Here is a 22,865-nt window from a genome sequence, read left to right as displayed (position 1 = left end):
AAGGATTGAGTTGCGCATGTCGGGACCTTCTATTTATTTGCGTCTGATTGAGGAAGCGGACACAGAAGCGATACTAGACCTCTGCCTGCGAAATCGAAGTTTTCTGCAACCATTTGAACCGATTCGACCGGATACATATTTTACAATTGCCGGGCAGCGCATCTTGATTGAAGAAGCAGTGGCACGTCAGAAAGCCGGGATTGGCTATAGCTTTGGAATCTATCTTGCATCAGAAGATACACTGATTGGACGTCTAAGTATCAGTAACATTGTACGCGGTGCCTGGGAGAATGGCACCGTCGGGTATTTTATTGATCAAGCCTGTAACGGGAGGGGATACATGACAGAAGCACTGCGGTGTGCTATACGCTTCGCATTCGAAGAAGCCAAGCTTCACCGCCTACAGGCAGCTGTGATGCCGCATAATCAGGCATCGATACGGGTCATAGAAAAAAACGGTTTTCTCTATGAAGGCTTGGCCAAATATTATCTGCGAATCCATGGCGTATGGGAAGATCACTTGATTTATGCACTTACCCAGGAGAATTGGAGCGAATAGCTTCCATATCTGATACATACGAAACAGGCAAAGGAGAAAACATACGATGTGTTTACTGTTATTTTCTTATCGCTCTCACCCAAGGTATAAACTCGTGCTGGCAGGCAACCGTGACGAATTTTACCAGCGTCCAACAGCTCCGGCCGCATTCTGGGAGGATGCTCCTCATGTGCTGGCGGGGCGCGATCTGGAAAAAGGCGGCACGTGGATGGGGATTACACGCAGTGGTCGGTTTGCGGCATTGACGAATTATCGCAGCCCCGAACACAACCGTCCGGATGCGGCTTCGCGCGGTTTTCTCGTCAGCGATTATTTGATGGGTAAGGAACATCCGATGGCCTATCTTACGCTCGTCCAAAAGAACAAGGAACAGTATAACGGATTTAATCTGTTGGTGGGAAATACGAATGGATTGTATTATTACTCACCACTGCTTGATGAAGTTACAGAAGTAACACCCGGTATTCATGGTGTAAGCAACGCCGTACTTGATACGCCGTGGCCCAAAGTACGAAAGGGCGTTCAGGGAATTAGCACCATTATGCAGCAAGAAAGCATACGGGAAAGAGAGCTATTTACGATTCTTGCGGATGCTGAGCAAGCAGGGGAAGAGGAGTTGCCCGATACGGGTGTAGGGATAGAATGGGAGCGCTTGCTTTCGTCACTATTTATTGCAAGCGAGGAGTATGGTACACGAGCTATGACTGTCTTCACCATAGATAACGATAATAATATTATGTTCACCGAGAAATCATTGCATCCTATAACGAGAGAATGGGAAGAATCACAATTTTTCTTTACAGCGGAGTGAAGAAGGGCGGCCACATACTGTGTGCCGTCCTAATTTTAACACATTTATTAGTCACCATGTTGACGATTATGAAAACAGCTGGTACTGTAGATATAGTCACCATGTTGACGATTATAAGAGAGGGGTTTACATGGAGCATTCTAAAGCGCTTAGAGAGTTATATGTAATGCAGCAGACGTACGCTACTTTTTTCTCCATTACAAATAAACTGCAAGCACAGGGCGATAAATATTTGGAGAAGTTAACATCACGACAGTATCTTATTATGCTGGCGATCGCTCATTTGCCAGAGGATGAAACCACACTAATTAATATTGCAAGAAAGTTAGAGACGAGTAAACAAAGCGCAAAAAAGCTGCTGCTTAACCTGGAGAATAAAGGATACCTCGTTACGAAGCCAAGCAAACGAGATAAACGTGCCATTAATGTTACCATCACAGAATCAGGAAAAGAAGTGATGCTGGAATGCGGGGAGAAGGCCGTATGCTTCATGGCAGATATCTTCAGTGATTTTACAGCTGAACAACTGGAAACATTGTGGAGCTTATTAAAGAAACTCTACGGCACTAACGATGAAGAGCAGGTTGGCTTTGAAGAAGATGTCAATTACAAATTTGAGGAGCTGGAAGGGTTTCAAGAGGCGCAAACTCGTGCTTTGGCTCATTTTGTGTCGCGAAGAACGGGGGTTTAATACGATGAAGGTACAGATAGCACCAAGCGCTGCGCTTATTGATGAAAAGATCAATATGTATATCACAGAACTTTTGCCAGGGGAAAAACTGAAAATCACTGCATCCATGCATTTTCCATGGGTAGCAAGTGAAACGTATGAATCATTTGCCTGGTTTACTGCCGATGCAAACGGTACTGTTGATGTATCCAAACAAAAACCGGATGCTGGAACGTATGAATATATAGATGGTATGGGGTTGATTTCTTCTTTACAAAAGGTCAGAAGCGGGGGAGGGAGCATTGCTCATGCAATCTCCATCGATAAGAATGTATATATCGACATCGTCTGCGAATGCGGAGAAGAACGTGAGCATGTAAGAATAGAGCGGATGTTCAAGCTGCCCAACGTAAAACGACAGCAGATTACCGATGAATTTAGAGGCGAACTGTTTTACACCGATAATACGAATGATAAAACCATTATCCTATTGGGCGGCTCTGATGGTGAACGAAGCGGCCTTTCGCTTCTGGCAGGGCCGCTGGCGTCTCGGGGCTTTACTGTTGTAACCGTTGGCTATTTTAATGAGGAAGGGTTACCAAAAAAGCTCGAAGAAATTCCTCTTGAATATTTTGAAAAGGTGTTTTCCTGGCTTACAAACAATCCATTAACACGTGATAATGAAATCTATGTACACGGCACATCCAAAGGGGGAGAGCTGGCCTTGCTTTTGGCTTCACGCTATCCTGTCATTTCTAAAGTAGCAGCCTCTTCCCCCCATGCGTATTGTTTTCAGGCGTTAGACGGCCTGATGAGCGGCAACAATGTTTCATCATGGTCATATAAAGGAAAGTCATTGCCGTTTATCCCGGTCGATAATACCATTTTTTATGAGCATCAGCGCAGCTGCATAGAACAGAATATACCTTTTGGATTTGCTACCACCTATAAGAAGAGCGTGGAAGTCGCCAAAAATAAAGAAGCGGCACGAATAAAAATAGAGAACGCCCAGGCAGATTTATTATTGATTGCAGGGTGTGAAGATCAGGTGTGGAATACGCACGATGCATGCGTTGAAATCATCCAAACTTTAGAAAGACACCAATATAAACATGACTACACTCTTTTAGCGTATAAAGATTTAGGGCATTCCTTACCCATCCCATATGTTATCCCTCTACGTGAAACACTGAACATAAAAATGGGGTCCGGCACCTTTACGTGTGGAGGTACATTAGAAGGGAATGCGTATGGGCAATCAGATTCCTGGCAGAAAACGATAGCGTTTTTTATGAAGTAATATAAGGCACGCGATTATAATGGTTTGGAAACCGTATAAGAGGGAAAGAGCGCATATAGCTGCCGTTCCCTCTTCTGCTGCATATTCATCATCAAGATGGATGTTCATTAATTTTCCATGGCGTGGGAAGTTCTATTACTTTTAAAGATAAAGCTAAAAACAAACAGCCCAATAAGTGAGCCTACTATTCCAAAAGTTACATAAGGAATACTTGTTCCGATGATTTGTGCGGATGCGGCACAAATTATCCCCATAACCATACTCCCGATCGCTCCCTGATGATTCAATAATTGAGTATTCTTCAAAGCAAAGCCTACTATAATAGGTACAAGCAGAGTAGAAACAGAGTAAGAAAAAGTTACCACAAGCCATGCTAGTGCTTGTTTAAAAAAGATAGCTAGAATAACCCCAACAAAAAGAATGGCTACAGTCGTCAGTCTAGATATTTTCAATAAGTCGTTATCATTAATATCCGGATTCATATAGCTCTGATAAATATCTTTGGTTAAATTAACAACGACAGATTGAACTGCACTGCTGACAGTAGACATAATTGTAGTAACGATAAAGGCCGCAAACAGGGTAAGAAACCAAGTTGGGACTTGTGTCAAAAACCACCCTGTAGCCATCTCGGGATTTTCAAGAGTAGGATTCATAGAGCGAATGGTCATCCCCATGATCGATGCCCAGACGAGCGCAAACAAATATAATATAGCGGAAACAAGAATGGCGATTCTCGCGTTTTTGGCGTTATTTGCAGAAAAAACTCTCTGGTACACTTGCTGATTTGTTAAATTCCCCGGTAATATCGCAAATAACCAAAACACAATTGTCAACGTTCCAATTGCCCCCATCCCTTGAGGGAAACTCGACATTTCTGTAGGAATAGTGGCCTTCACTTGTTCCCATCCCCCCGATAGATCGAGAGCAAATACCGCAGTTAATACGGCAATAACTGCCATCCCGCAGCCAAAGATGAAATCAGTCCAAGCTACAGACGTCATACCGGCAGGTAGAACGAAAGCCAAGCTAATGATGGCAAATATAATGATCAACACGGAGGGGGATACACCTGTAATAAGGGAAAATAAGTTGCCAAACGCTACAAGTTGACTGCATAGCCATCCAAAAGGAATGACAATCGTCATAAGAATGGTGAGGCTTGATAGAAGCTTGTTATCACCGTACAACCTTTTGATTACTTCAGGTAAGGTGGAGAAATTTTCATTCCGCAACCATTTAGCCATAATTGCAAAAGGTATAATTCCAATGGCTGAAATCAATCCATACGTTGTCGCGGACCATCCTGCCGTGAAGCCAATACCTACGTGAGCCACTAGCACGCCGCCGCCCATAAGGGTAGCAAATTGTGTTCCTATTACAACATAAAGAGGTAATGAACGTCCGCCAACATACCAATGGTCAGCGCCTTTATTTTTTCTTCCAATATAGAATGAGAACAAGCTAGTCCCAATCAATACCAAAAGCATCACTATCACTACAATAAATACAGAGCTCATTTTTATTCCTCCTACACACTTATTACTAGCATCATCAAGTAAATGCATGAATATTGACCAAGGAATTGAGGATAAAGGCGGCCTTGGAGCCGCCATGCGTGTTTCTTTCAAAGTATTTAGTTAAACGTCTGATGATGTGTAAGCCACCAATTGGCGATATCTATTCTTCGTGCAATCCATACGTTCTTTTTTTGTTGTGCGTACTCAATGAAATCCTTTAAAGCGGACGCTCGTAATGGGTGGCCGATTAAGCGGGGATGCAAGCCAACCGACATCATGCGCGGATGCGTTTTTCCTTCTTCCCAAAGAAAATCAAGGTTGGTTTTTAACGCCTCATAAAAATCTTTTGGGCTGCTGTATCCTTGCGGTCTGACAAATTTACCATCGTTTATTGTTTGAGAATACGGAACAACCAAATGTTCTTTGTCCTTCACTCGAACAAAATATGGAAGCTCATCATTATAAGCATCAGCATCATACACAAAGCCTCCCTGTTCAATAAGCAGCTCCCGTGTATGTACGGATGGACCATAACGACAATACCAACCAACCGGACGAATGCCGCAAGTCCTTTCAATGGACTCAACTGCCCATTGTATCCGCTGCTTTTCCTCTTCACGAGTCAATCTCCATGCCTTCTCCCATCTCCATCCATGAGCACAGATATCATGATTAGATTCCTTTATCCATGCAGCAACTTCAGGATTGCGTTCCAAAGCGACCGCAGCCGGGAAGAGGGTAGCTGGTGCCTTTAACTGGTCAAAAATACGCTGAAGTCGCCAGATTCCAACTCTGCTTCCGTATTCATACATAGATTCAACTGCCAAATCACGCTCACTTGGAGCCATGCTGCTTGGAATCTCAACCATTCCCTCATTTTCATCATCACCTAAAGGCTTCATATGCTCTGATCCTTCTTCATAGGAGATTACAAAATTAACTACGACCTGAGCGTTATTCGGCCAGGTTACTTTCGGTATGTTTCGGCCATATCCAATATAATCTCTTTTTGGTCCCGGGATATCTAAATCAATTAACTGTTTTCGCATTCCTATTTCCTCCTATCCTATTTTCACCGTCATCTGTTCATCATCTGGAAAAGACACGATTTCAACGTCTGGTACTTCGCTGTTTTTCATAATAGATACAAACTCTATCACACCTTCCAAGGGAATAAGAGGGCAATGCCATGTCCGAGGATAAAAGCAAACCCCTTGCTTGCCATCGCTTATAAAGGCTTCTACTTGTTCAATATCTGGCGATTCGTCGGTAGATGGAGCAACAATGACCAGAAAACGTTTGCCGCCCATAGGGATAAAGATTTGTGACGTAAAGAAGTGACGCTCCATTTTCGAGACTACAGGATGAACAGGCTGAGATCTTAATACACCAAGGTTAATGCCCTGATTCCCTTCTATGAAAGTATACGGATCAATCATGTGATTCCATTTCTTGCTCATTCCATCGTTAATTTCCTTATATGCTCCCTTTGGCTCGATGACATCTCCATATGGTTTAAAGGACGCTGAGGACAGATGCTGCGCTATAATTTCTTTATCTTTCATGCTGTATCATTCACCTCCTTATAAAAGTCTTGCAATTAAAACAATTATAAAAATATAATTAGAAACAAAACAAATTTAGATTCTTATAATATGAGAATTATTTAATCTAATATTTAATTACATAATGAATAATCCCATTAGGCGGGACTAAAGAGGAGATGATGCAAATGAAGTCTAGTCAAAATCAAACAATAGATCGCGGTCTTGACGTTCTTCTTCTTTTTGATGAGGACAATCCTTCACTTACAATAAATGAGATCGTTAAAAAGCTAGGAATCCCACGCAGTACTACCTATCGTTTTGTTCAAATCCTAAAACAAAAAGGTTTACTAGAATCAATTGGACAGGGTCGTTACCGACCAGGGTGGCTTACAGCCGATCTTGCACGACTTATACGACCACGTGCTGATTTAACTGAACTCGCGCTGCCAGTTATGCGAGCACTCGCCAAAGAAACCAAAGAAACGGTCGCACTAACCGCTGTTGCGGGTACAAAGGTAAGTGTAATCGAACATGTGGAAAGTCCGCAGCAGCTTCGACTTTCCTATACTACCGGCCAAGAGAGACCTCTGCATAGGGGAGCGCCATCCAAAATAATCCTTGCTTATTTAAGAAAAGAGCACCGTCAAGTTGTTCTCGATAAAATTTCTGCTACCTTTGATGTAGAAACATTGGAAGAAGAGCTGCAGCTAATTCGAGCGCAAGGTTATGCTGTGACTAGCGAAGAAGTAGATCCTGATGCTCGCGGAATTGCAGCACCCATTTTTGGACCAGATAAAAATATTGTGGCGGCCCTCACTATTTCGGGACCTTTATCTCGGTTAAATTATGTACAGCTTCCTAAGATGGTTACCGCTGCAAAAAGAGCAGCTGAAGAGATTGAAAGGCTTCTAGAAACTATATAGAAGCTTTCAATTTGGGTGGGGAGGTATAACATCTGACGAAAAGGTAGGAGAGGGTTTATGGAGCTAACAGAATATCTTACAACTACTTTTCCTGGGCTTATTTTAAAACCCAGCCTGTATCGTCAATGGGATATAGGCATTCATTTCGAGCTAGGAGATGGAATATATCAATTAAAAAGGGGAACGAATGACCTTAACTTCGATAGATTCAAACGAGTATATAGCCAGGCATTATCTATTTTTAATGATATTTTTCATGAACAAGACCAAATCTTCCTCGTTACCAATGTTTATCAGCACACAGCCTATAACAGCAGGAACAAAAAAATAAAGGTCTATAGTCGCTACATAAAAAAACAAAGACATGAAATTTCAAGTAAAACAGGAACTTCTGTCGTATGTGTTTGATGAGGAAGAGAAAGCTGATCAATGCTATACTTCTCGGTTTTCGCTACAATGCCGCAAACAAAATATTCAATACCCTCTACTTATTAAAGCAACTTGTAACGAGGATTTCCCGTTAAAACCTAAGCTGGGTCACAAACACTTCGTATACTATCCTGATGTATTTTTCATTAACGCTACGAAACATGTGATTTTCTTTATTTATGATGATAGAGGGTGTGAAGTCATCGCAAACAATAAAGACATCATACGTCCGATATATGAGACATACAATGCTTGGCTTGCTGAATATGACCGAGAAGAGATCGAGCAGCGTTTTAGATAATAAGAAAGGACAGTACATAGGATTTGTATAAACCATGTACTGTCCTTTTATTTACGCTGACTTGTTTCTTTTTTTCCATCTGAATCGTTGATTCCAACTCGCATCTTTTTGAAATCTATATGCATCCTGTATAAGCATCAAAATAAACGCAAGCAGCAAGAAGGGCAGCAGCCAGTTGCGAGGTATCAACCAGTTAGAGGGCATGGTAAGATCGTCCAGCGGATATAAAAAATTAATTAAGGAGTAGTAGGCTAAACCAAGCGTAAGCAGAACTTTTACAATAAATATATGTAGATTTGCTATTTTCATATGTCCCCCTCCTGTATCAATGGTACCATATTTTTCTTTTTCAAAATAGACTGGCTTGGTATGATAAAGCAAAGCAAGCATAAAACAGATGAAAAATATGACGGCAGAAGGAGGAACATCGTGGTGAAAGACCATGGGTCCATAACAAGGGACGGCTTTACGCTGGCGTATCAAATCGAAGGGCAGGGAAAGCCCATGCTGGTCGTCGGCAGTGCAATGTATTATCCTAGGTTATTTTCTGAAGAGCTGCGAAACCATATGCAGCTTATCTTTATTGACCACAAAGGGCATGTGCAGTCACCGCCGGAGGCAAAGCCAGCGGATTATACATTGGATCGAATTCTTGATGATATTGAAGCGATAAGAGAAGCACTGGCTATAGAGGATTTTGTCATGGCGGGACATTCCGGAAACGCGTTTCTGGCTTTTGAATATGCCAGGAAATATCCGGAACATGTGCAGAAAGTCGCCTTATTCAATACAGCGCCTACAAACAGCCAAGAAAGACAAAAACAAAGCATCGCTTTTTTTGACCAAACAGCAAGCCCGGAACGGAAGAAAACGTTTGAACAAGATATCGCTCTTCTGGCTGGCGACATCGAAAAAGATCCGAAAAGACGCTTTGCGCATATGTGCATTCGGATGGGAGCGCACAGCTTTTACGATTATACCTTCGATGCGGCTTCCTTGTGGGAGGGTGTGTATACCAATATGCCTGTCATCGATTATTTATGGGGCGATGCTTTCGGCCAGTGTAACATGATTCAGTCGTTATCAGATATCAATAAGCCCGTGTTCATCGCTTTGGGAAGGTATGATTATTTAATCGGACCTGCCTCCCTGTGGGATTCTATTGACGAAAGCTATGAGCATGTAAGAAAAATCGTGTTTGAGCATAGCGGACACAATCCGATGCTGGAGGAAGCTGCAGCTTTCGATTCTCGTCTCATTGCGTGGATCGATGAAGAAGTTGATGAGGCCGGATTACCAGGCTGATCTATTGAATATCTAAACAAAACTGCGCTGCTGGATACGAGTCCGGCGGCGCAGTTTTGTTATAGAGACGGAGGCACGCTCTCGCCACAGGCCGAGTCTCTTCTCCGCCGCGCGTAGGAGACAAAATCAATCCGAAGCAAGTTTTAGCAAACACGTCATCACGGTAACATTAGACGTGTAAAGGAAATCACGCAGCACACATCAAACGAACACAAGAAAGGAAGAAACGATATGGAGCACACATGCAATCGCCGTAAACGGCGCGGCTGGATCTTTCTTGGAATCGGCGGATTGATCCTGATGGGGACACTGCACCTCGACTTTTTAATCCCGCTTATTATCGGCGGCATCCTGGTAGCGAAGGGCTGGAAAATGCTAAAGCAAAACGGGGGCGGGCGATGGTGGGAACATAGCGATACGAATACCTATCCATCCACAGCCCCACATCATCCGGTATCGAATTTCGACGCGCTTGATGAATGGGAAAAACAGCTGCACAACAAAAAATAAATACAAAAATCAAGGAGGAAATGACATGAGTATTTTCAAACGAATCGAAACCATCACCACAGCCGCTATCCACCAGACACTTGATCAAGTGGAAAATCCGGCGGCAATGCTTAATCAATATATGCGGGATATGGAGGCAGAAATCGCCCAAGCGGAAGTGGCGATTGCCAGACAAGTGGCACAGGAGAAGAATTGGGAGATGCTGATTGGGGAAACGGAGCAGCGAATCGCCAAGCGTGAGCGTCAAGCCGAACTTGCCATCGCAGAAGGGGAGGAGACCATCGCTCGTCAAGCAGTAGCTGATAAGCAGCAGTGCACCGCACGCAAGGAAACATATGAACAGCTTCTCTCTTCCTCACGCCAGCGCACGATAGAGCTGCGCGAACAGCTTCAAGAACTCAAGGATAAATTCTATGAAATGCGCAGCAAAAAAGAAGCGCTTCTCTCTAGAGCCCGCGTTGCCAAAACAAGCCAAAGCATGCATACGGCACTGCATTCAATCGATACGAAAAGCGCAGCACACGGATTTGCACGGATGGAAGAGAAAATTATGCATATGGAAGCAGACGCGGAAGCGAGCCGCACGCTTCGCTTCGCCTACGCACCCCATTCTGCGCCACGGAGTAATCTAGATGATCCGAGTGTAGAAGCGGAACTGGCTCGTCTGCGTGCCGCTCATACAAAGAGTACTGAGGTACAGCCACAAGAACAGACAACTCCATAATTCTATCGTTTCTCCTTCTCCACCCATTCCTTAAGCTCGCTAAAGATCGCTACAATCTCAGCAAGCTTCATTCGAACCAGTCCACTTGAAGAAGGAGCAACAAACTCTACGATACCAGGAATCACCGGGTTTGGCTGCATCCCCCAGGATACATTGCGCCGCCCGCTGTATTCCTGGTATACTCCTTTTCCGACAAAACACACGGCCCGTGGTCTCAGGCGTCTGATCTTCTCCTTTAGAATATCCCGTCCTTGGCGATATTCTTCCTTCGTAATATCTTCCGCTCCGCGTGTCGGGCGAGCCACAATATTCGTAAATCCGTAGCCAAGCGCAAGCAGGTCACGGTCTTCTTCAGGTGTGTATTTGCGTGGGGTAAATCCGGCTTCATATAATATGGTCCAGAAGCGGTTGTTCGGATTGGCATAGTGATGTCCCATCTCTCCAGAACGAAGGCTTGGATTGAAGCCAACGAACAATACGTCCAGATTTTCACGCAGATGGTCAGGGATCGGCTGTATCATGGTTTCCTCCTTGTGCTATGATGACTGTAGCATCCTATATTTTCCGCAGGGGAAGGGAGATTTCATGGAATATCTATTATACTACAACGATCCATACATAAAGCAATTTACCGCACGCATCCTTCATCAAGCCCAAGATAGCGACGGGCGATGGTACGCGGTGCTGAACCAGACCGCCTTTTATCCAACGGGTGGCGGACAACCGTGCGACACGGGGCTTCTAGGAGATGTAGCGGTGACCGATGTGGAAGAAGTCGAAGGAGAGGTACGGCACTATCTGGCAAACCAACTGCCGGATACACCATCCGACATTACCGGTACGATTGATTGGACACGCAGATTTGATCATATGCAGCAGCATACCGGACAGCACATTCTCTCTGCCGCGTTTGAGGAGCTGTTTGCGGCTGCGACAATTGGATTTCATATGGGGCAGGAGAGCGTCACCATTGATCTGGCAATTGATGAACTAACACAGGGGGCCGCAGACCAAGCAGAAGAACGCGCGAACCAGATCGTATTTGAGAACCGGAACATTACGGCCCACTTTGTTGAACCGCAAGAGCTAGAGGCGCTTCCACTGCGCAAACGGCCATCTGTGACAGAGAACATCCGTATTGTTACAGTAGAGAATTTCGATTACAGCCCTTGCGGCGGCACGCATCCAACACGTACCGGAGAAGTAGGTCCGATTATTATTCTTGGCTGGGAACGCTATAAGGGACAGATCCGGCTTACGTTCATCTGTGGAGCCCGCACCGTACGCGCGTGCAAAGAAAAGCACTTGATTCTCCGTGAGCTAAGCCGCCTTCTTAGCAGTGCAGAAGAGAATTTATCAAAGCAGGCAGAACGAATACTAGCCAGTCAGAAAGAAAATGAACGCGCTTTACGCGACATGAGAGAACAACTTTTGGCAGTGGAAGCAAAGACATTACTTGAGCAAGCTGCACAGAAAGGCAGCATCCAACTTGTAGCAAACGTACTGTCCGGTCGTACAATACAGGAGATGCAAAAGCTGGCCCGGTTGATCACCGAGCAGGAAGCAAGTTCTCTGGTTCTGCTTGTAGCGACTAAAGGAGAACGTGTACAGTTCATCTGCGCTCGTGGAGACCATCCGCTCATTTCAGCGAACGAGCTAACCAAAGCCGCTCTGCCTTATATCAACGGAAAAGGTGGCGGCAATCCAAAAATGGCGCAGGGCGGCGGGCAGACAGAGCGCAGCGCGGAAGAGGTGCTGGCTCATCTCATTGAATTAGGCACTGAAAAAATATGGTAACGCCCTTTACATCTTTTGGTTGACTATGTATAATGAATATTGTAATTAATTTGAAAAGGAGGCGAAGAATTATGTTGGCAGTTCAATGCATCACTCAACAGACGGTAGGCTTCACAAAATCCGGTACGTTTTGCCAACTGCATACTCTTCTTCGACCTCGCCGGTTTCTGATCTAGTTCTTCAGAGACTGTTTCACACTTCATGGATAAAGGATGCCGCGGGTCTTGTACGGACGTCTGCGGCTTTTTTGCGCTCTTTTTTGCGCATGTGCCGCAGGCCCTGTATAGGCTTGCGGCATTTTTTATATATTTTTATACACGAAGAAGGGGGTATGTTATATGTTGCGAGAAAATGTATTGCTGGCTTGGCTGTTACAGGAGAAGGGCCACACATGAAGGAATTGCGACCATTTACAATTAATAAAGGAGGATACCGGGATGGTAACGATTAATATGATTTTCTTTACCGTTACTTTTGCCAAACGCACAAAAAGCCGTGCGGAACTGGCAAAGGACGCGCACGTTTCCCGCATGATGAAAAATATGCAGGAAAAGCGGGACGAATACACTAGATTCCTTCCGTAATTGAATTTTTATAAAAAGAGAACGAAAGTAGCTAGCTGTCGACTTCATAGGAGTCGACAGACTATGGCGCGGCATATCGCTGCGCTTTTTTTATTTTTTTAAAAAAATTTCTTCTTTTCTCGGCAAATTCAGACGTAAATATCTAAAAAACATGCTACCTATATGCCTGTACAGCGCAAAAGAGAGAAAGTTTTGTGGATTGAAGTAAGAATTTGCGGCAGTCTCTCTTTCCGAAATCTGGTTCCATGCAAAATGTATGAGGTAAAAACATACTACAAGTATTTACAATAAAATCATCTGATTTCATATAAAGATGCTAAAGCAAGGAGGCGATACGATGATATACAAAGCAAAAGACTGGCTGCGCCTAACCCCTAAGGAACGCTACCTGCTTTTATATGCGATGGCCGCACTGCAAAAGGAAAAACGCATCTCGTAACGTTTCAATGTATGTACAGAAAGGGAAAGGATATAACGAGGTGATGAACATGTACGCATTATATTGGACAACAAAAGAAGATAGCCAAAAACATTCCCAAATGTTCGAATCCAGACAAGAGGCAGAAGAGAAGGCAACCCAGTTAAAAGAGGACGGTCATCTGTTTATCGACATCAAAGATAATGTGGAACCACAAAATTACTTCGATAAATAAAGATACTTCTGCTGCAATGTAATGAATGAACCAACTACCAAAAGGCAAAGGAAAATGGACAATTGTCCATCCCTTTGCCTTTTACTTTTTTGCGCGAATTAAGTAGAGTAAACTCTGTAACCAATTTGATACGATTTTGCATCCGGCATAACGTATAATAAATTTCCATACTAGAGGAAAGGACACTGATGATGAACAAAAAGGTGCGAACCCTTCTATTGATGTTCGCCTTAAGCCTTGCCCTGTCCGGGTGTGAGGCAGCTTCCTCTCCCATTGACCTGCTTACGGCACCACGGCTTGACGAAGCGCAGCAAAAAGCCCGTGCAGCCATTATACATACACTTCCCGACGATGCGGCGCTAACGCTACCGGTGCAATCGGAGCGGACGAGCGCAATCAATCTTGTCGATCTGGACGGAGACGGGATACAGGAAGCCATCGCCTTCTATCAAAAACAGCAGACATCTGAAGTAGGTATGCTGATCATGGTAAACGAATCCGGAACATGGAAGAAAGCATCGAGCCTGGCATTTCAGGGAACAGCCATCACCTATGCGGCGATACAGGACCTTGATGGCAACGAGCGCCCTGAACTGCTTGTCGGTGTAGATGAATCGTCTTACTGGAATACACTCTCCATCTATCAATTCAAAAATAAAGAAATAAAGCGAATTGATATGCTCACTTATACGGAAGTCGCCATTGGCAATCTTAATGATGACCCGCAGCCGGAGATCGTTGCCCTTACACATGATCAAGAAAAGGGAAAAGCGAAAGCCCAGGTCTATACGATAAAAAATCAGCGTCTGCATCTTATTGATCAACTAGCAATGAACGGTGCGATGAACGGCTACGAACAGGTACTCATCGGAAATGCCGCCCAAGGACAAAAGGGGGTATTCGTTGATATGGGTATCGGCGCACATTCTTCATATACAGCGCTGCTTGTTTTGCAAAATAATCGTTTGCATAATGTGGTCGCGACACCCGAAGATGAGACGGCACAGACCTATAAGCCGCACTCGCTTTACAGCAAAGATATCAATGGGGATGGCATCATCGAAATTGGCATTCAGCAAGAGCCGCCGGGCAGTGAAGACATGCCCCTGATTGATGTTCCCTGGATTGACGGATGGTACCGCTGGGACGGTAAGAGCGGTTTGGTGGCGGTACATCAAAGTTATACAGATATCGAGAGCGGCTATCGCTTCCACATTCCCGAACTATGGCATGAGCGTTATACAGTGAAGCAAACGAAGACAGAAGGAGCAGGATTAATTTCTACCTTCTACTATGTGGATGCGACGGGAAAAATAACTGGGGAATGGCTGACAATCCGTCCATACAAACTCGCACAATGGACAAAAGAAGAGGAGACACTCAAATACCAAGAGGAAGACTATACTGTAGTTGCGGAGGACCACCGGCATGTTTTTGTGGCTACCTTTCCCAAGGGACGCATTCATCCGACCCCAGAGCCGGAAAGTATACGTCTGACCAAGCAAAACATTACCTCCTATTTTGAATTGTTTCATTTTGATTAATGATGGAAGGGAAGATTATGAAGGTTTTAATACTTGAAGATGAAGAATCCATCCGCAGCTTTATCCGTGTTAATGTAAAACGTCAAGGATTTGATGTCGTAGAAGCCGCAACAGGAGAAGAGGCGCTTGAGAAGATAGAATGTACGCCGGAGATTACCGTTGCTCTGCTTGATGTTATGCTGCCGGGTATAAATGGTGTGGAAGTCTGCCGGGTTTTACGGAAAAAATATCCGAAGATCGGTATTATTATGCTGACGGCCAAAACCCAGGAAGAAGATATTGTGACAGGGCTTGAAGCTGGGGCGGATGATTACATCTGCAAGCCGTTTCGTACGATGGAGCTAATGGCTCGAATTAAATCGCTGCTGCGAAGGCTGCCAAGCGATTTTGAGGAATCAATCATATTATCCTCCGGGCCGTTCCGGCTTTTCCGCAAGGAACGCAAGCTGTTGAAGGAGCAAAAAGAAATCGAATTAACACCAAAGGAATTCGATCTGATGTCGTTTTTCATGAAAAATGAAAACCAAGCGGTAAGCCGGGATGATATTTTAAATCATGTGTGGGGAAAGTTCTACATTGGTGATCTGAAAATCGTCGATGTAAACATTCGCAGATTGCGCCAAAAGCTGGAGAACGATCCATCGGAACCGGCCCATATTGAGACGATATGGGGATATGGATACCGTTGGAAGAAACACGGACAATGAGTGAGAAACAAGGGATCAAAAAGAAGCTGATGCTCTCTTTTGGCATGATTATCGTGCTGGTTGTCGTGCTGCTAGAAGGTGCATTCCTCTTAGCATTACGGGAGTACTACTATGCGAGCACCGTTCAGTTCCTGACGAATCGTTCCGCGATTTCGACACAGTTTTTCAACAAGTATTACGGCGGAGCACGCCTCTCTGAAACAGCCGGGCTAATTATCGAAAATCTTCCCCCGGATGAGATCGCCCGTGTGGAAGTTCTCGATTGGAGACACCGGGTAATCAGTGACTCATACGGCTTCCCGTCTGAACGTATCATCAACACGCCGGATGTTCAGAGAGCGCTCGGAGGACAGACAGGTAAGTGGGAGGGAGAAGAAGGCGGGAACACCGAGCGGTTGCTTGCCATCTCACAGCCGCTTCGCTTCCAAGACCATATTGTCGGCGTTGTCCGCTATACCGTATCACTGGAAAAAATCGATGATCATGTCAATAATATTATTGGATGGGCATTCTTATTAGGCATGCTTGTTATTGCATTTTCTCTGTTAGTGAGCATGGCTGTCGCAAAAAAAATCATCGCCCCCATTCAGACGCTTACGCGGGCGGCCGATGCGTTCGCAAGAGGAGACTATACACACCCGGTTCATGCTGCTTCCTCTGATGAAATCGGCACACTGGCGCATACGATGGAGCATATGGCTGATGAGATTCGAAAGACGGAGCAGCTAAAAAACGACTTTATCTCTTCCGTCTCCCACGAGTTGCGCACGCCGCTAACCTCCGTTAAGGGATGGGCTGAGACCCTGCTTTCCGGGGACCCTAATGACCGGGAAGAAACCGAGATGGGACTGCGGGTCATTCTAAAAGAAACCGACCGATTGATTCTGCTTGTGGAGGATTTATTAGATTTCTCCAAGCTGCATTCCGAGAAGATCAAGCTGGATCGAAAACAGATTGATCTTCGAGCGCTGCTTCTTGAAGTGGATGTTCAATTTGAGGTTCGTGCCAAGGAAAAAGGCATCTGCCTGCAGACCAGCATTGCCGAAGGGGAGCATAGACTGTTGGGCGATCCAAATCGTCTGAAGCAGGTATTGGTGAATTTGCTTGATAATGCGCTTAAGTTTACCCCGCCTACTGGATGGATTCGCCTTTCTCTACAGCCAGACGGTATGTTTTATCGAATTGATATCGCGGACAGCGGCGAGGGAATCTCCCCGGAGGATATACAACGAGTAACCGAGAAGTTCTATAAAGGAAAAAGCAGATTATCAGGAAGCGGGATCGGACTTGCCGTCAGTAAGGAAATCATTCGCGGCCACCGCGGTCAATTGCTTGTTGCAAGCAAGGTAGGAGCAGGTACAGTAGTCACCTTACTTCTCCCAAGTTCTGATTCATTTTCAGACTATTAATCGATCGATTAATAGTCTGAAAAGTAAAAGCCAGCTGCATGATGCGGCTGGCTTTTTGCTATATTATTCTTTAGTACTGCGATGTTGATATGTCTTCCTAGACGCTTCATAAAATGGAGTAACCGGAAGCTCTTCACCGTCTTCCAATACAAAATACACTTCACCTGCGCTATGTTTCGTCCCTGTAATACGCATCCCGGTGAAGCGTTCATCAAACACCCTCTCAAACTCAGTATCCTTGTACGTTTGAATATCGCGGGCCATCGTTTCCATACCGAATTGTTCGAAGCATTTGCGTACAACAATTGCCTCACTGTAGCTGCCGAAAAAATCAGTGATCGATTGGCGGTATGAACGCGTACCCAATCGACTGTCTACCTTCCATGAATCGGAGCCGACGCTATCCTCATAGACAAAACAATAATCAGTTCCACGCCAGCGGATAAGAAATTCCATCGAAAGCTTCGCAGACGGACGTACAAATGCATCCAAGAATTCAAGGGTGCAAAGAAAATCAAAGCTGCGGTCTGAGAGCTGCGCTGCCCGCTTGTCTTTGATCTGCTCCACATATCTTCTCCATTTGTCATTCCATTTTCGTACCGCTTCACTCATCCGGTTTCATCACTCCCATGTCGCAAAACACCTACACAACCTTTTTTACACTAGCATAGAACCTTTGTGGCGGCAACTCACAAAACACTTCACTTCCCTATCCTTACACCGCTTCCACATATTACAGATAGAAGTTCGCTCTCTTCTCTGGTTACAATGGGGGGGCAATGGCAAAGGAGGGAACATTATGAAGAAAAGAACGATCACAGCCATACTTGCTGCCTTGCTTGCAGGAACCATGGGAGCAGGCGCATCCGAGGCAGCTTCCTCGGCCATCCCAGTCAACGGACAAAAAATACATACGGAATACTTTCTACAACATGACTCCATGATGGTACCTGCCGTCTTCTTTCAAAACATGGGTATTGCGGTCGGCTGGAACAAGGACTATCACGCCGTCACACTTAGCAAAGGCGATATGATCATCGGGCTTCCATCCGGGAAAAACTATGTGGACATCTACACAAAGCAAAGCGGAGTATGGAAGCGTGAATTCATAAAAACAACGACAACGGACCGAGAAGACGGAACCTATGTACCGCTGCGGTATGCTGCTGAGAAGCTAGGCATACAGCTAGCAGGAAATACACCGGCTACTCTATCTCTTTCCACCAAGCAGGCAAGCACGAAACCGGCTGCGGCTGCATCAATAAAAACAACAACACATTCGTATAGCTAGGACGAGATTGCTTGGCTGTATAAGCTGACCGAAGCGGAAGCGGGGGGAGAGCCGTATAATGGTAAAGTTGCTGTCGCAGCCTCCGTTCTAAATCGTGTAAAAAGTCCGGAGTGGCCGAACACGCTTAAGGGTGTCATCTTCCAGGTGGATACATATAACGGTAAAAGCTACTACCAGTACTCTCCGGTGCTAGATAAGCGCATCTATCAGGTACAACCGTCTAAAGATACGATCGCAGCCGTACAGGAGGCCTTGCGCGGCAATGATCCGAGCCGTGCCGCGCTCATCTTCTACAACCCGGATAAGACAGACAATCAATGGGTACGTTCCCATACGACATCAGCCAAAATTGGCAGCCACATCTTTTCTAAATAGAGAAGCACACAAAAATCCCCGGCTCTAATCGTTCTAGCCGGGGTGCTTTACTTACTTCATATCACCAAAATACTGCTTGTAAATCTCATCATACTTGCCGCTGTCCTTTACCTTTTTGAAGGCCTCATTCACCTGCTTCATCAGCTCTGTATCTTTTTTGTTGGCCATAATGCCGTAATTCTCTTTTGGAATGCTTGGATCATCAATCGTTACGTAACCTGGCTTTGGATTCTTCTTCATATGTTCCATTAGGAAAGCGTTATCCGCAACGACTACATCAACCCGTTTGTTGTATAAGTCTTCTACCATGCTCGGCATCTCATCGTACTGTAGAATGTCTTTGTTGGTTTTGCCCAGAAGTTCTTGCACGATCAATGCTCCGGTAGTGGATGTCATAACACCCACCTTATGTCCTTTAATATCCTGCAGGCTCTTGATTGGGGAGCCTTCCGGTACAAGAATAAGCTGCTTTGCCTGGAAATATGGCTCAGAGAACAAGTACAGCTTCTCACGATCCGGCTTGATTGTAATACCTGAGATGGAAAGTTGTGCCTTCCCGCTGCCGATTTCTTCGAATACACCATCCCAGCTTGTATTCTTAATATCAAGCTTCCAGCCCATTTCTTTGGCCATCTCGTTAATTAGATCCACTTCAAAGCCAACAGGTTTTCCGCTCGGATCTAAATACTCAAACGGCGGAAACTCGGCATGCATGACAACAGTATACGTTTTTTGCTCAGCAGGCGCTGCTTGTCCTTCGCTTTTAGCCGCCGGCGCACTTGCCTGCTGCTCAGATTTGGAGCCGCAAGCGGATGCAAGCAAGCCCATGATAATAATAAGAAATAATATCCCTGCATGTTTAATTCGGTTCATGTGAACCCCCTTAGATTGTTTTGTTTTTTAAAATTAAGAAAATTATATAAAAAATAAAACCTCTTGGCAATCCAGGAAACAAAAGAACTGAATGAGTTTATCTTTTTTTTCAAACGCATAATAGGTACAATGATAAAGGAGAATACTTTTATTATCTGCGCACCCCTTCTTGCTTTTTCTGCAGAGGGGTCGTCCGTCTGCCCGAAAAATGGATGATTTTCCAAGGAGCGAGAGGAGATATTGATGAATAAGACTCTAGAGACAATCAGTGAAAAAATCGTAGCCAAGCGATACGAGCTTGCAGCAAAAATCACAGAAAAACAAAACGCAAAATACCCTAACCTGCTTCCATTAGCCGATCAGCTCAATGATTTTCGAGTTGATCTTGTACAACTGTACGGCGAGGCCATGTCCATGGCAGAAGAAGAACGCACGACCCGCCTCATGGAATGGGGAGAAGAGACCGGAACTGCTTGCGCAATGCTTGGGACTACCCTCGATTCCATGCTAGATGAAGTACCTCAGTACCGAAGTGAAATTGGTGAAGTCATTCGAGAAGAAGCTGAGCGCATGAACGTATCGCTTCGTGAATTCTATAGTATCATTTCCCGTCTCGATGCTATCATGAATAAGGTGGTTTACAGCTTCAGCCTTCCATTCGTCCGTTATCATGACGAGCAAATGAAAAAATCACAGGTTGCCCTGCTTGAATTATCGGTTCCTGTCGTACCGGTAGCCCAGGGGGTCGCGGTGCTGCCTATCGTTGGTAATATCGACACGCACCGTGCCAAATTATTGATGGAAGAGGCGTTAAAACGAAGTGCCGATTTACGACTGCACCATTTTATTCTTGATCTGTCCGGGGTACCCATTATCGATACCATTGTAGCGCAGCAGATTTTCCAAATTATTAATGCGCTCAGACTGCTCGGTGTTGATGCAAAGATCAGCGGCATTCGACCGGAAATCGCGCAAACCGTGGTCAGCCTTGGCATCGACTTCGGCAAAACCGATACATATGCCAATCTACAGCAGGCACTGTCGTCTATCGGATTTACATATAACGCAAACGACGACTAAAATAAGAGGAGCAGCCAAATACCGCGCATTCAATGAATTCGCGGTATTTTCCTATCTAGTTAACATAAAAAGGGGGAAGAGTACGATGTCAAGTGGACTTATAGCACTCAATATTGGAAAACCCAAAACACAAACGTATCAGGGGCGTGAAATTGAAACAGGTATCCACAAAGACCCAGTTCAAGGACGTATCTATCTGTCTACGCTGAATTTGGACGGAGATGGGCAAGCGGACCTTGTTCATCATGGAGGCGTGGACAAAGCGCTGTGTGCCTATCCGCATGAACACTATTCATACTGGGAGAAAGATATTGGTCAAACGCTCTCCTATGGGGCTTTTGGCGAGAATTTAACAACGAAGGGGCTGTCTGAAGATGAGGTGTGTATTGGCGATATCTTTTGCTTCGGCGAGGCCTTCATACAAATCAGCCAACCGCGCAGACCGTGTTTTAAAGTAGCGGCTCGGTATAATGTACCGGATTTTACCCTGCGTATTCAGCGCACAGGCTATACCGGTTTTTATTTTCGGGTGCTTAAGGAGGGATGGGTAGCGCCGGATTCACCTCTCCATCTTATCGAGCGGCATCCGGCCGGTGTATCCGTCACCTTTGCCAACCAGTGTAAGTATCATGATATAAGCAATGTGCAGGCACTGCAAACCCTACTTGCTGTACGTGAATTATCAGCTAGCTGGCGAGCTGGCTTTGAGAAGCAGTTAGAAGCACTAAAACCCTACTGATTTTTCGAAAAGGCACATACAGTTATATAACAGTATTTACTTTTTCTTCTTTATAGTAGTACAATGAAAAACAAGAAGATTGTCTGTTTTTTGTCAATTCAGTTTTGTGTATGTACTTTTTAGAGAAAAAGAAGAAAAACAGGAGTGGATAATATGGAGATACCGATGGGTGAAGATTTTCATCATCTGATGCGCGAGGAAGCGAAGCGTCTGCTTTTGCATATCAAAGGCGAGACGGACCGCCATCGTAAGTATCAGTTGTGCAGCATGCTGCTTGAAATCTATGAAGAACTTGACATAGATATCAAGGAAAACGCTTCTCTTTGGGGTGACATCGAGATTACCTACCGGGATGTAGTCAATCATCTATCATAAGCGTTGCATTGAACTATACTATACACAAGTCTGTGCTTTCTTGCGCTGCCAGCCGTTACGCTGTCAGCGCATTTTGTTTTTTATGTTTCAAAATCAGGAAAAAGGCATAATAAGAAAATAGCAGCATTGCAAAAAGAGATATCATATAAGCGAAGGAGCGAGCATACACATGGCCAATATTTTAGAAACGTGGTTTAAACAATTTGAACGACCAGAAGGAGTGCTCGGTAACGTTGCAGGTATGATCATGGCCTTTGAAAATAAGGAATTAAACGACTGGGCGATCTCGCTTTTACATATCGAAGAAGATGACCGCATACTTGAGATCGGTTTTGGACCGGGTATTGCCATTAAGAAGATGAGCAAAATTGCAGAAGAGGGATTCGTTGCAGGTGTCGATGTATCTGACACAATGCTTGATCAAGCAAAGAAGCGAAACGAAGACGCGATCGAAGAAGGAAGGGTGGCACTTACTACTGCGGATGTGAAGAACCTGCCGGATTATCGCCAGCCGTTTGATAAAATTTTGACGATTAACTCACTACCTTTATGGGAACAGCCAGCCGAACGAGTAGCAGAGCTGCGCGAATACCTCAAGCCCGGAGGAAAAATCGCCATTGTGCTTCAATCACACGACGAAGGAGCAACCGACGAGACCGCAGAGACAGAAGGACATACGTTTGTCCGCTATCTTGAGCAGGCTGGGTATACGAATATTACTATGAATATCCGCGAAATGTCGCCTGTGAATTCGGTATGCGTCATCGGCAGCGCTCCATAAAAAATCATCTAGGAATAACGCGATGTCCCTCATCACAGAAAAGAGCCAGTCCGGCTCT

General features: G+C 44.9%; 29 protein-coding genes. 22 read left to right on the top strand and 7 right to left on the bottom strand.

Features of this window, described 5'->3' with window-relative positions; translation table 11 throughout:
• Positions 1 to 16 precede the first annotated feature (16 nt).
• From AB3351_RS05660 to AB3351_RS05645, 4 genes are all read left to right on the top strand, one after another.
• Positions 17 to 559: a GNAT family N-acetyltransferase gene (locus AB3351_RS05660; protein WP_371146140.1), complete on the top strand. Its 543-nt coding sequence runs from the start codon at positions 17 to 19 to the stop codon at positions 557 to 559.
• 46 nt (positions 560 to 605) lie between these two features.
• Positions 606 to 1,370 carry an NRDE family protein gene (locus AB3351_RS05655; RefSeq protein WP_371146139.1) on the top strand — a complete coding sequence of 255 codons (765 nt, stop codon included), beginning with the start codon at positions 606 to 608 and terminating at the stop codon, positions 1,368 to 1,370.
• Between the two features lie 130 nt (positions 1,371 to 1,500).
• Positions 1,501 to 2,061 (top strand): MarR family winged helix-turn-helix transcriptional regulator, encoded by a 561-nt coding sequence (locus AB3351_RS05650; RefSeq protein ID WP_371146138.1) that lies wholly within the window; start codon positions 1,501 to 1,503, stop codon positions 2,059 to 2,061.
• A gap of 4 nt (positions 2,062 to 2,065) precedes the next feature.
• Positions 2,066 to 3,340, top strand: a complete 1,275-nt coding sequence (locus AB3351_RS05645; protein ID WP_371146137.1) for an acyl-CoA thioesterase/bile acid-CoA:amino acid N-acyltransferase family protein — start codon at positions 2,066 to 2,068, stop codon at positions 3,338 to 3,340.
• Positions 3,341 to 3,447: 107 nt separating this feature from the next.
• On the opposite strand, the gene AB3351_RS05640 is transcribed toward AB3351_RS05645, so the two are convergent.
• The 3 genes from AB3351_RS05640 to AB3351_RS05630 all read right to left on the bottom strand — a co-directional run bounded on the left by AB3351_RS05640 (position 3,448) and on the right by AB3351_RS05630 (position 6,425).
• On the bottom strand, positions 3,448 to 4,860 hold the full coding sequence (locus AB3351_RS05640) for a sodium:solute symporter family protein (RefSeq protein WP_371146136.1): 1,413 nt from the start codon (positions 4,858 to 4,860) through the stop codon (positions 3,448 to 3,450).
• A gap of 116 nt (positions 4,861 to 4,976) precedes the next feature.
• The gene (locus AB3351_RS05635) at positions 4,977 to 5,909 is read right to left on the bottom strand and encodes a polysaccharide deacetylase family protein (RefSeq protein WP_371146135.1); all 933 of its coding nucleotides are present in this window, start codon (positions 5,907 to 5,909) and stop codon (positions 4,977 to 4,979) included.
• A 12-nt stretch (positions 5,910 to 5,921) separates the two neighbouring features.
• Positions 5,922 to 6,425, bottom strand: coding sequence for an ureidoglycolate lyase (locus AB3351_RS05630; RefSeq protein WP_371146134.1), 504 nt, complete (start codon positions 6,423 to 6,425; stop codon positions 5,922 to 5,924).
• A 167-nt stretch (positions 6,426 to 6,592) separates the two neighbouring features.
• Here AB3351_RS05630 and AB3351_RS05625 point away from each other — a divergent pair, with 167 nt between their 5' ends.
• Genes AB3351_RS05625 through AB3351_RS05615 form a run of 3 tightly spaced genes read left to right on the top strand, consistent with a single transcriptional unit; the run spans position 6,593 to position 8,060 of the window.
• Positions 6,593 to 7,330, top strand: a complete 738-nt coding sequence (locus AB3351_RS05625; protein WP_371146133.1) for an IclR family transcriptional regulator — start codon at positions 6,593 to 6,595, stop codon at positions 7,328 to 7,330.
• Between the two features lie 57 nt (positions 7,331 to 7,387).
• Entirely contained in the window at positions 7,388 to 7,738 is a 351-nt protein-coding gene (locus AB3351_RS05620) for a DUF3885 domain-containing protein (RefSeq protein ID WP_371146132.1), read from the top strand.
• A complete protein-coding gene (locus AB3351_RS05615) occupies positions 7,695 to 8,060 on the top strand; it encodes a DUF3885 domain-containing protein (RefSeq protein WP_371146131.1) in 366 nt (121 codons plus the stop codon). Before AB3351_RS05620 ends, AB3351_RS05615 begins: the two co-directional genes overlap by 44 nt.
• A gap of 51 nt (positions 8,061 to 8,111) precedes the next feature.
• On the opposite strand, the gene AB3351_RS05610 is transcribed toward AB3351_RS05615, so the two are convergent.
• Entirely contained in the window at positions 8,112 to 8,369 is a 258-nt protein-coding gene (locus AB3351_RS05610) for a hypothetical protein (protein WP_371146130.1), read from the bottom strand.
• Between the two features lie 123 nt (positions 8,370 to 8,492).
• Here AB3351_RS05610 and AB3351_RS05605 point away from each other — a divergent pair, with 123 nt between their 5' ends.
• The 3 genes from AB3351_RS05605 (at position 8,493) to AB3351_RS05595 (ending at position 10,599) form a co-directional block, all read left to right on the top strand.
• Complete coding sequence (locus AB3351_RS05605; RefSeq protein ID WP_371146129.1) at positions 8,493 to 9,365, top strand: alpha/beta fold hydrolase; 873 nt, start codon at positions 8,493 to 8,495, stop codon at positions 9,363 to 9,365.
• Positions 9,366 to 9,596: 231 nt separating this feature from the next.
• Positions 9,597 to 9,875, top strand: coding sequence for a hypothetical protein (locus AB3351_RS05600; RefSeq protein ID WP_371146128.1), 279 nt, complete (start codon positions 9,597 to 9,599; stop codon positions 9,873 to 9,875).
• 25 nt (positions 9,876 to 9,900) lie between these two features.
• Positions 9,901 to 10,599 carry a PspA/IM30 family protein gene (locus AB3351_RS05595; protein ID WP_371146127.1) on the top strand — a complete coding sequence of 233 codons (699 nt, stop codon included), beginning with the start codon at positions 9,901 to 9,903 and terminating at the stop codon, positions 10,597 to 10,599.
• Positions 10,600 to 10,601: 2 nt separating this feature from the next.
• Here AB3351_RS05595 and AB3351_RS05590 read toward each other — a convergent pair whose 3' ends face one another.
• Positions 10,602 to 11,117 (bottom strand): mismatch-specific DNA-glycosylase, encoded by a 516-nt coding sequence (locus tag AB3351_RS05590; protein ID WP_371146275.1) that lies wholly within the window; start codon positions 11,115 to 11,117, stop codon positions 10,602 to 10,604.
• A 67-nt stretch (positions 11,118 to 11,184) separates the two neighbouring features.
• On the opposite strand from AB3351_RS05590, the gene AB3351_RS05585 reads away from it, so the two are divergent.
• The 6 genes from AB3351_RS05585 (at position 11,185) to AB3351_RS05560 (ending at position 17,293) form a co-directional block, all read left to right on the top strand.
• Positions 11,185 to 12,396, top strand: a complete 1,212-nt coding sequence (locus AB3351_RS05585) for an alanyl-tRNA editing protein (RefSeq protein WP_371146126.1) — start codon at positions 11,185 to 11,187, stop codon at positions 12,394 to 12,396.
• Positions 12,397 to 12,833: 437 nt separating this feature from the next.
• Positions 12,834 to 12,980 (top strand): YrzI family small protein, encoded by a 147-nt coding sequence (locus AB3351_RS05580; protein WP_371146125.1) that lies wholly within the window; start codon positions 12,834 to 12,836, stop codon positions 12,978 to 12,980.
• Positions 12,981 to 13,468: 488 nt separating this feature from the next.
• Positions 13,469 to 13,633 (top strand): hypothetical protein, encoded by a 165-nt coding sequence (locus AB3351_RS05575; RefSeq protein WP_373270227.1) that lies wholly within the window; start codon positions 13,469 to 13,471, stop codon positions 13,631 to 13,633.
• A 188-nt stretch (positions 13,634 to 13,821) separates the two neighbouring features.
• Entirely contained in the window at positions 13,822 to 15,177 is a 1,356-nt protein-coding gene (locus AB3351_RS05570) for an FG-GAP repeat domain-containing protein (RefSeq protein WP_371146123.1), read from the top strand.
• Positions 15,178 to 15,194: 17 nt separating this feature from the next.
• A complete protein-coding gene (locus AB3351_RS05565; protein WP_371146122.1) occupies positions 15,195 to 15,884 on the top strand; it encodes a response regulator transcription factor in 690 nt (229 codons plus the stop codon).
• Positions 15,881 to 17,293: a sensor histidine kinase gene (locus tag AB3351_RS05560; protein ID WP_371146121.1), complete on the top strand. Its 1,413-nt coding sequence runs from the start codon at positions 15,881 to 15,883 to the stop codon at positions 17,291 to 17,293. The genes AB3351_RS05565 and AB3351_RS05560 overlap by 4 nt, the downstream gene beginning before the upstream one ends.
• A gap of 63 nt (positions 17,294 to 17,356) precedes the next feature.
• Here AB3351_RS05560 and AB3351_RS05555 read toward each other — a convergent pair whose 3' ends face one another.
• Complete coding sequence (locus AB3351_RS05555) at positions 17,357 to 17,905, bottom strand: hypothetical protein (RefSeq protein ID WP_371146120.1); 549 nt, start codon at positions 17,903 to 17,905, stop codon at positions 17,357 to 17,359.
• Positions 17,906 to 18,092: 187 nt separating this feature from the next.
• Here AB3351_RS05555 and AB3351_RS05550 point away from each other — a divergent pair, with 187 nt between their 5' ends.
• Positions 18,093 to 18,584, top strand: coding sequence for a stalk domain-containing protein (locus tag AB3351_RS05550; protein WP_371146119.1), 492 nt, complete (start codon positions 18,093 to 18,095; stop codon positions 18,582 to 18,584).
• Between the two features lie 6 nt (positions 18,585 to 18,590).
• Positions 18,591 to 18,959 carry a cell wall hydrolase gene (locus AB3351_RS05545; RefSeq protein ID WP_371146274.1) on the top strand — a complete coding sequence of 123 codons (369 nt, stop codon included), beginning with the start codon at positions 18,591 to 18,593 and terminating at the stop codon, positions 18,957 to 18,959.
• Between the two features lie 51 nt (positions 18,960 to 19,010).
• Here AB3351_RS05545 and AB3351_RS05540 read toward each other — a convergent pair whose 3' ends face one another.
• Positions 19,011 to 19,832, bottom strand: a complete 822-nt coding sequence (locus AB3351_RS05540; RefSeq protein WP_371146118.1) for a basic amino acid ABC transporter substrate-binding protein — start codon at positions 19,830 to 19,832, stop codon at positions 19,011 to 19,013.
• A 243-nt stretch (positions 19,833 to 20,075) separates the two neighbouring features.
• On the opposite strand from AB3351_RS05540, the gene AB3351_RS05535 reads away from it, so the two are divergent.
• The 4 genes from AB3351_RS05535 (at position 20,076) to AB3351_RS05520 (ending at position 22,807) form a co-directional block, all read left to right on the top strand.
• Positions 20,076 to 20,912 (top strand): STAS domain-containing protein, encoded by an 837-nt coding sequence (locus tag AB3351_RS05535; protein ID WP_371146117.1) that lies wholly within the window; start codon positions 20,076 to 20,078, stop codon positions 20,910 to 20,912.
• An 85-nt stretch (positions 20,913 to 20,997) separates the two neighbouring features.
• The gene (locus tag AB3351_RS05530) at positions 20,998 to 21,651 is read left to right on the top strand and encodes an MOSC domain-containing protein (RefSeq protein ID WP_371146116.1); all 654 of its coding nucleotides are present in this window, start codon (positions 20,998 to 21,000) and stop codon (positions 21,649 to 21,651) included.
• A gap of 153 nt (positions 21,652 to 21,804) precedes the next feature.
• Positions 21,805 to 22,026: a hypothetical protein gene (locus AB3351_RS05525; protein ID WP_371146115.1), complete on the top strand. Its 222-nt coding sequence runs from the start codon at positions 21,805 to 21,807 to the stop codon at positions 22,024 to 22,026.
• A gap of 169 nt (positions 22,027 to 22,195) precedes the next feature.
• The gene (locus AB3351_RS05520) at positions 22,196 to 22,807 is read left to right on the top strand and encodes a class I SAM-dependent methyltransferase (RefSeq protein ID WP_371146114.1); all 612 of its coding nucleotides are present in this window, start codon (positions 22,196 to 22,198) and stop codon (positions 22,805 to 22,807) included.
• Positions 22,808 to 22,865 lie beyond the last annotated feature (58 nt).

It is taken from the genome of Aneurinibacillus sp. REN35, assembly GCF_041379945.2.
Classification (GTDB): domain Bacteria; phylum Bacillota; class Bacilli; order Aneurinibacillales; family Aneurinibacillaceae; genus Aneurinibacillus.
Note: the sequence above shows the minus strand (reverse complement) of the source record. Positions and strands in the feature narration are given on the sequence as shown.

Excerpts from the sequence above, each read along its gene's own strand:
- AB3351_RS05655 (WP_371146139.1), top strand. The coding sequence starts at position 606 with ATGTGTTTACTGTTATTTTCTTATCGCTCTCACCCAAGGTATAAACTC.
- AB3351_RS05600 (WP_371146128.1), top strand. The coding sequence starts at position 9,597 with ATGGAGCACACATGCAATCGCCGTAAACGGCGCGGCTGGATCTTTCTT.
- AB3351_RS05520 (WP_371146114.1), top strand. The coding sequence starts at position 22,196 with ATGGCCAATATTTTAGAAACGTGGTTTAAACAATTTGAACGACCAGAA.
- AB3351_RS05630 (WP_371146134.1), bottom strand. The coding sequence starts at position 6,425 with ATGAAAGATAAAGAAATTATAGCGCAGCATCTGTCCTCAGCGTCCTTT.
- AB3351_RS05565 (WP_371146122.1), top strand. The coding sequence starts at position 15,195 with ATGAAGGTTTTAATACTTGAAGATGAAGAATCCATCCGCAGCTTTATC.
- AB3351_RS05635 (WP_371146135.1), bottom strand. The coding sequence starts at position 5,909 with ATGCGAAAACAGTTAATTGATTTAGATATCCCGGGACCAAAAAGAGAT.
- AB3351_RS05615 (WP_371146131.1), top strand. The coding sequence starts at position 7,695 with ATGAAATTTCAAGTAAAACAGGAACTTCTGTCGTATGTGTTTGATGAG.
- AB3351_RS05660 (WP_371146140.1), top strand. The coding sequence starts at position 17 with ATGTCGGGACCTTCTATTTATTTGCGTCTGATTGAGGAAGCGGACACA.
- AB3351_RS05525 (WP_371146115.1), top strand. The coding sequence starts at position 21,805 with ATGGAGATACCGATGGGTGAAGATTTTCATCATCTGATGCGCGAGGAA.
- AB3351_RS05535 (WP_371146117.1), top strand. The coding sequence starts at position 20,076 with ATGAATAAGACTCTAGAGACAATCAGTGAAAAAATCGTAGCCAAGCGA.
- AB3351_RS05555 (WP_371146120.1), bottom strand. The coding sequence starts at position 17,905 with ATGAGTGAAGCGGTACGAAAATGGAATGACAAATGGAGAAGATATGTG.
- AB3351_RS05625 (WP_371146133.1), top strand. The coding sequence starts at position 6,593 with ATGAAGTCTAGTCAAAATCAAACAATAGATCGCGGTCTTGACGTTCTT.
- AB3351_RS05560 (WP_371146121.1), top strand. The coding sequence starts at position 15,881 with ATGAGTGAGAAACAAGGGATCAAAAAGAAGCTGATGCTCTCTTTTGGC.
- AB3351_RS05645 (WP_371146137.1), top strand. The coding sequence starts at position 2,066 with ATGAAGGTACAGATAGCACCAAGCGCTGCGCTTATTGATGAAAAGATC.
- AB3351_RS05595 (WP_371146127.1), top strand. The coding sequence starts at position 9,901 with ATGAGTATTTTCAAACGAATCGAAACCATCACCACAGCCGCTATCCAC.
- AB3351_RS05570 (WP_371146123.1), top strand. The coding sequence starts at position 13,822 with ATGATGAACAAAAAGGTGCGAACCCTTCTATTGATGTTCGCCTTAAGC.
- AB3351_RS05610 (WP_371146130.1), bottom strand. The coding sequence starts at position 8,369 with ATGAAAATAGCAAATCTACATATATTTATTGTAAAAGTTCTGCTTACG.
- AB3351_RS05650 (WP_371146138.1), top strand. The coding sequence starts at position 1,501 with ATGGAGCATTCTAAAGCGCTTAGAGAGTTATATGTAATGCAGCAGACG.
- AB3351_RS05620 (WP_371146132.1), top strand. The coding sequence starts at position 7,388 with ATGGAGCTAACAGAATATCTTACAACTACTTTTCCTGGGCTTATTTTA.
- AB3351_RS05540 (WP_371146118.1), bottom strand. The coding sequence starts at position 19,832 with ATGAACCGAATTAAACATGCAGGGATATTATTTCTTATTATTATCATG.
- AB3351_RS05530 (WP_371146116.1), top strand. The coding sequence starts at position 20,998 with ATGTCAAGTGGACTTATAGCACTCAATATTGGAAAACCCAAAACACAA.
- AB3351_RS05550 (WP_371146119.1), top strand. The coding sequence starts at position 18,093 with ATGAAGAAAAGAACGATCACAGCCATACTTGCTGCCTTGCTTGCAGGA.
- AB3351_RS05575 (WP_373270227.1), top strand. The coding sequence starts at position 13,469 with ATGTACGCATTATATTGGACAACAAAAGAAGATAGCCAAAAACATTCC.
- AB3351_RS05580 (WP_371146125.1), top strand. The coding sequence starts at position 12,834 with ATGGTAACGATTAATATGATTTTCTTTACCGTTACTTTTGCCAAACGC.
- AB3351_RS05640 (WP_371146136.1), bottom strand. The coding sequence starts at position 4,860 with ATGAGCTCTGTATTTATTGTAGTGATAGTGATGCTTTTGGTATTGATT.
- AB3351_RS05585 (WP_371146126.1), top strand. The coding sequence starts at position 11,185 with ATGGAATATCTATTATACTACAACGATCCATACATAAAGCAATTTACC.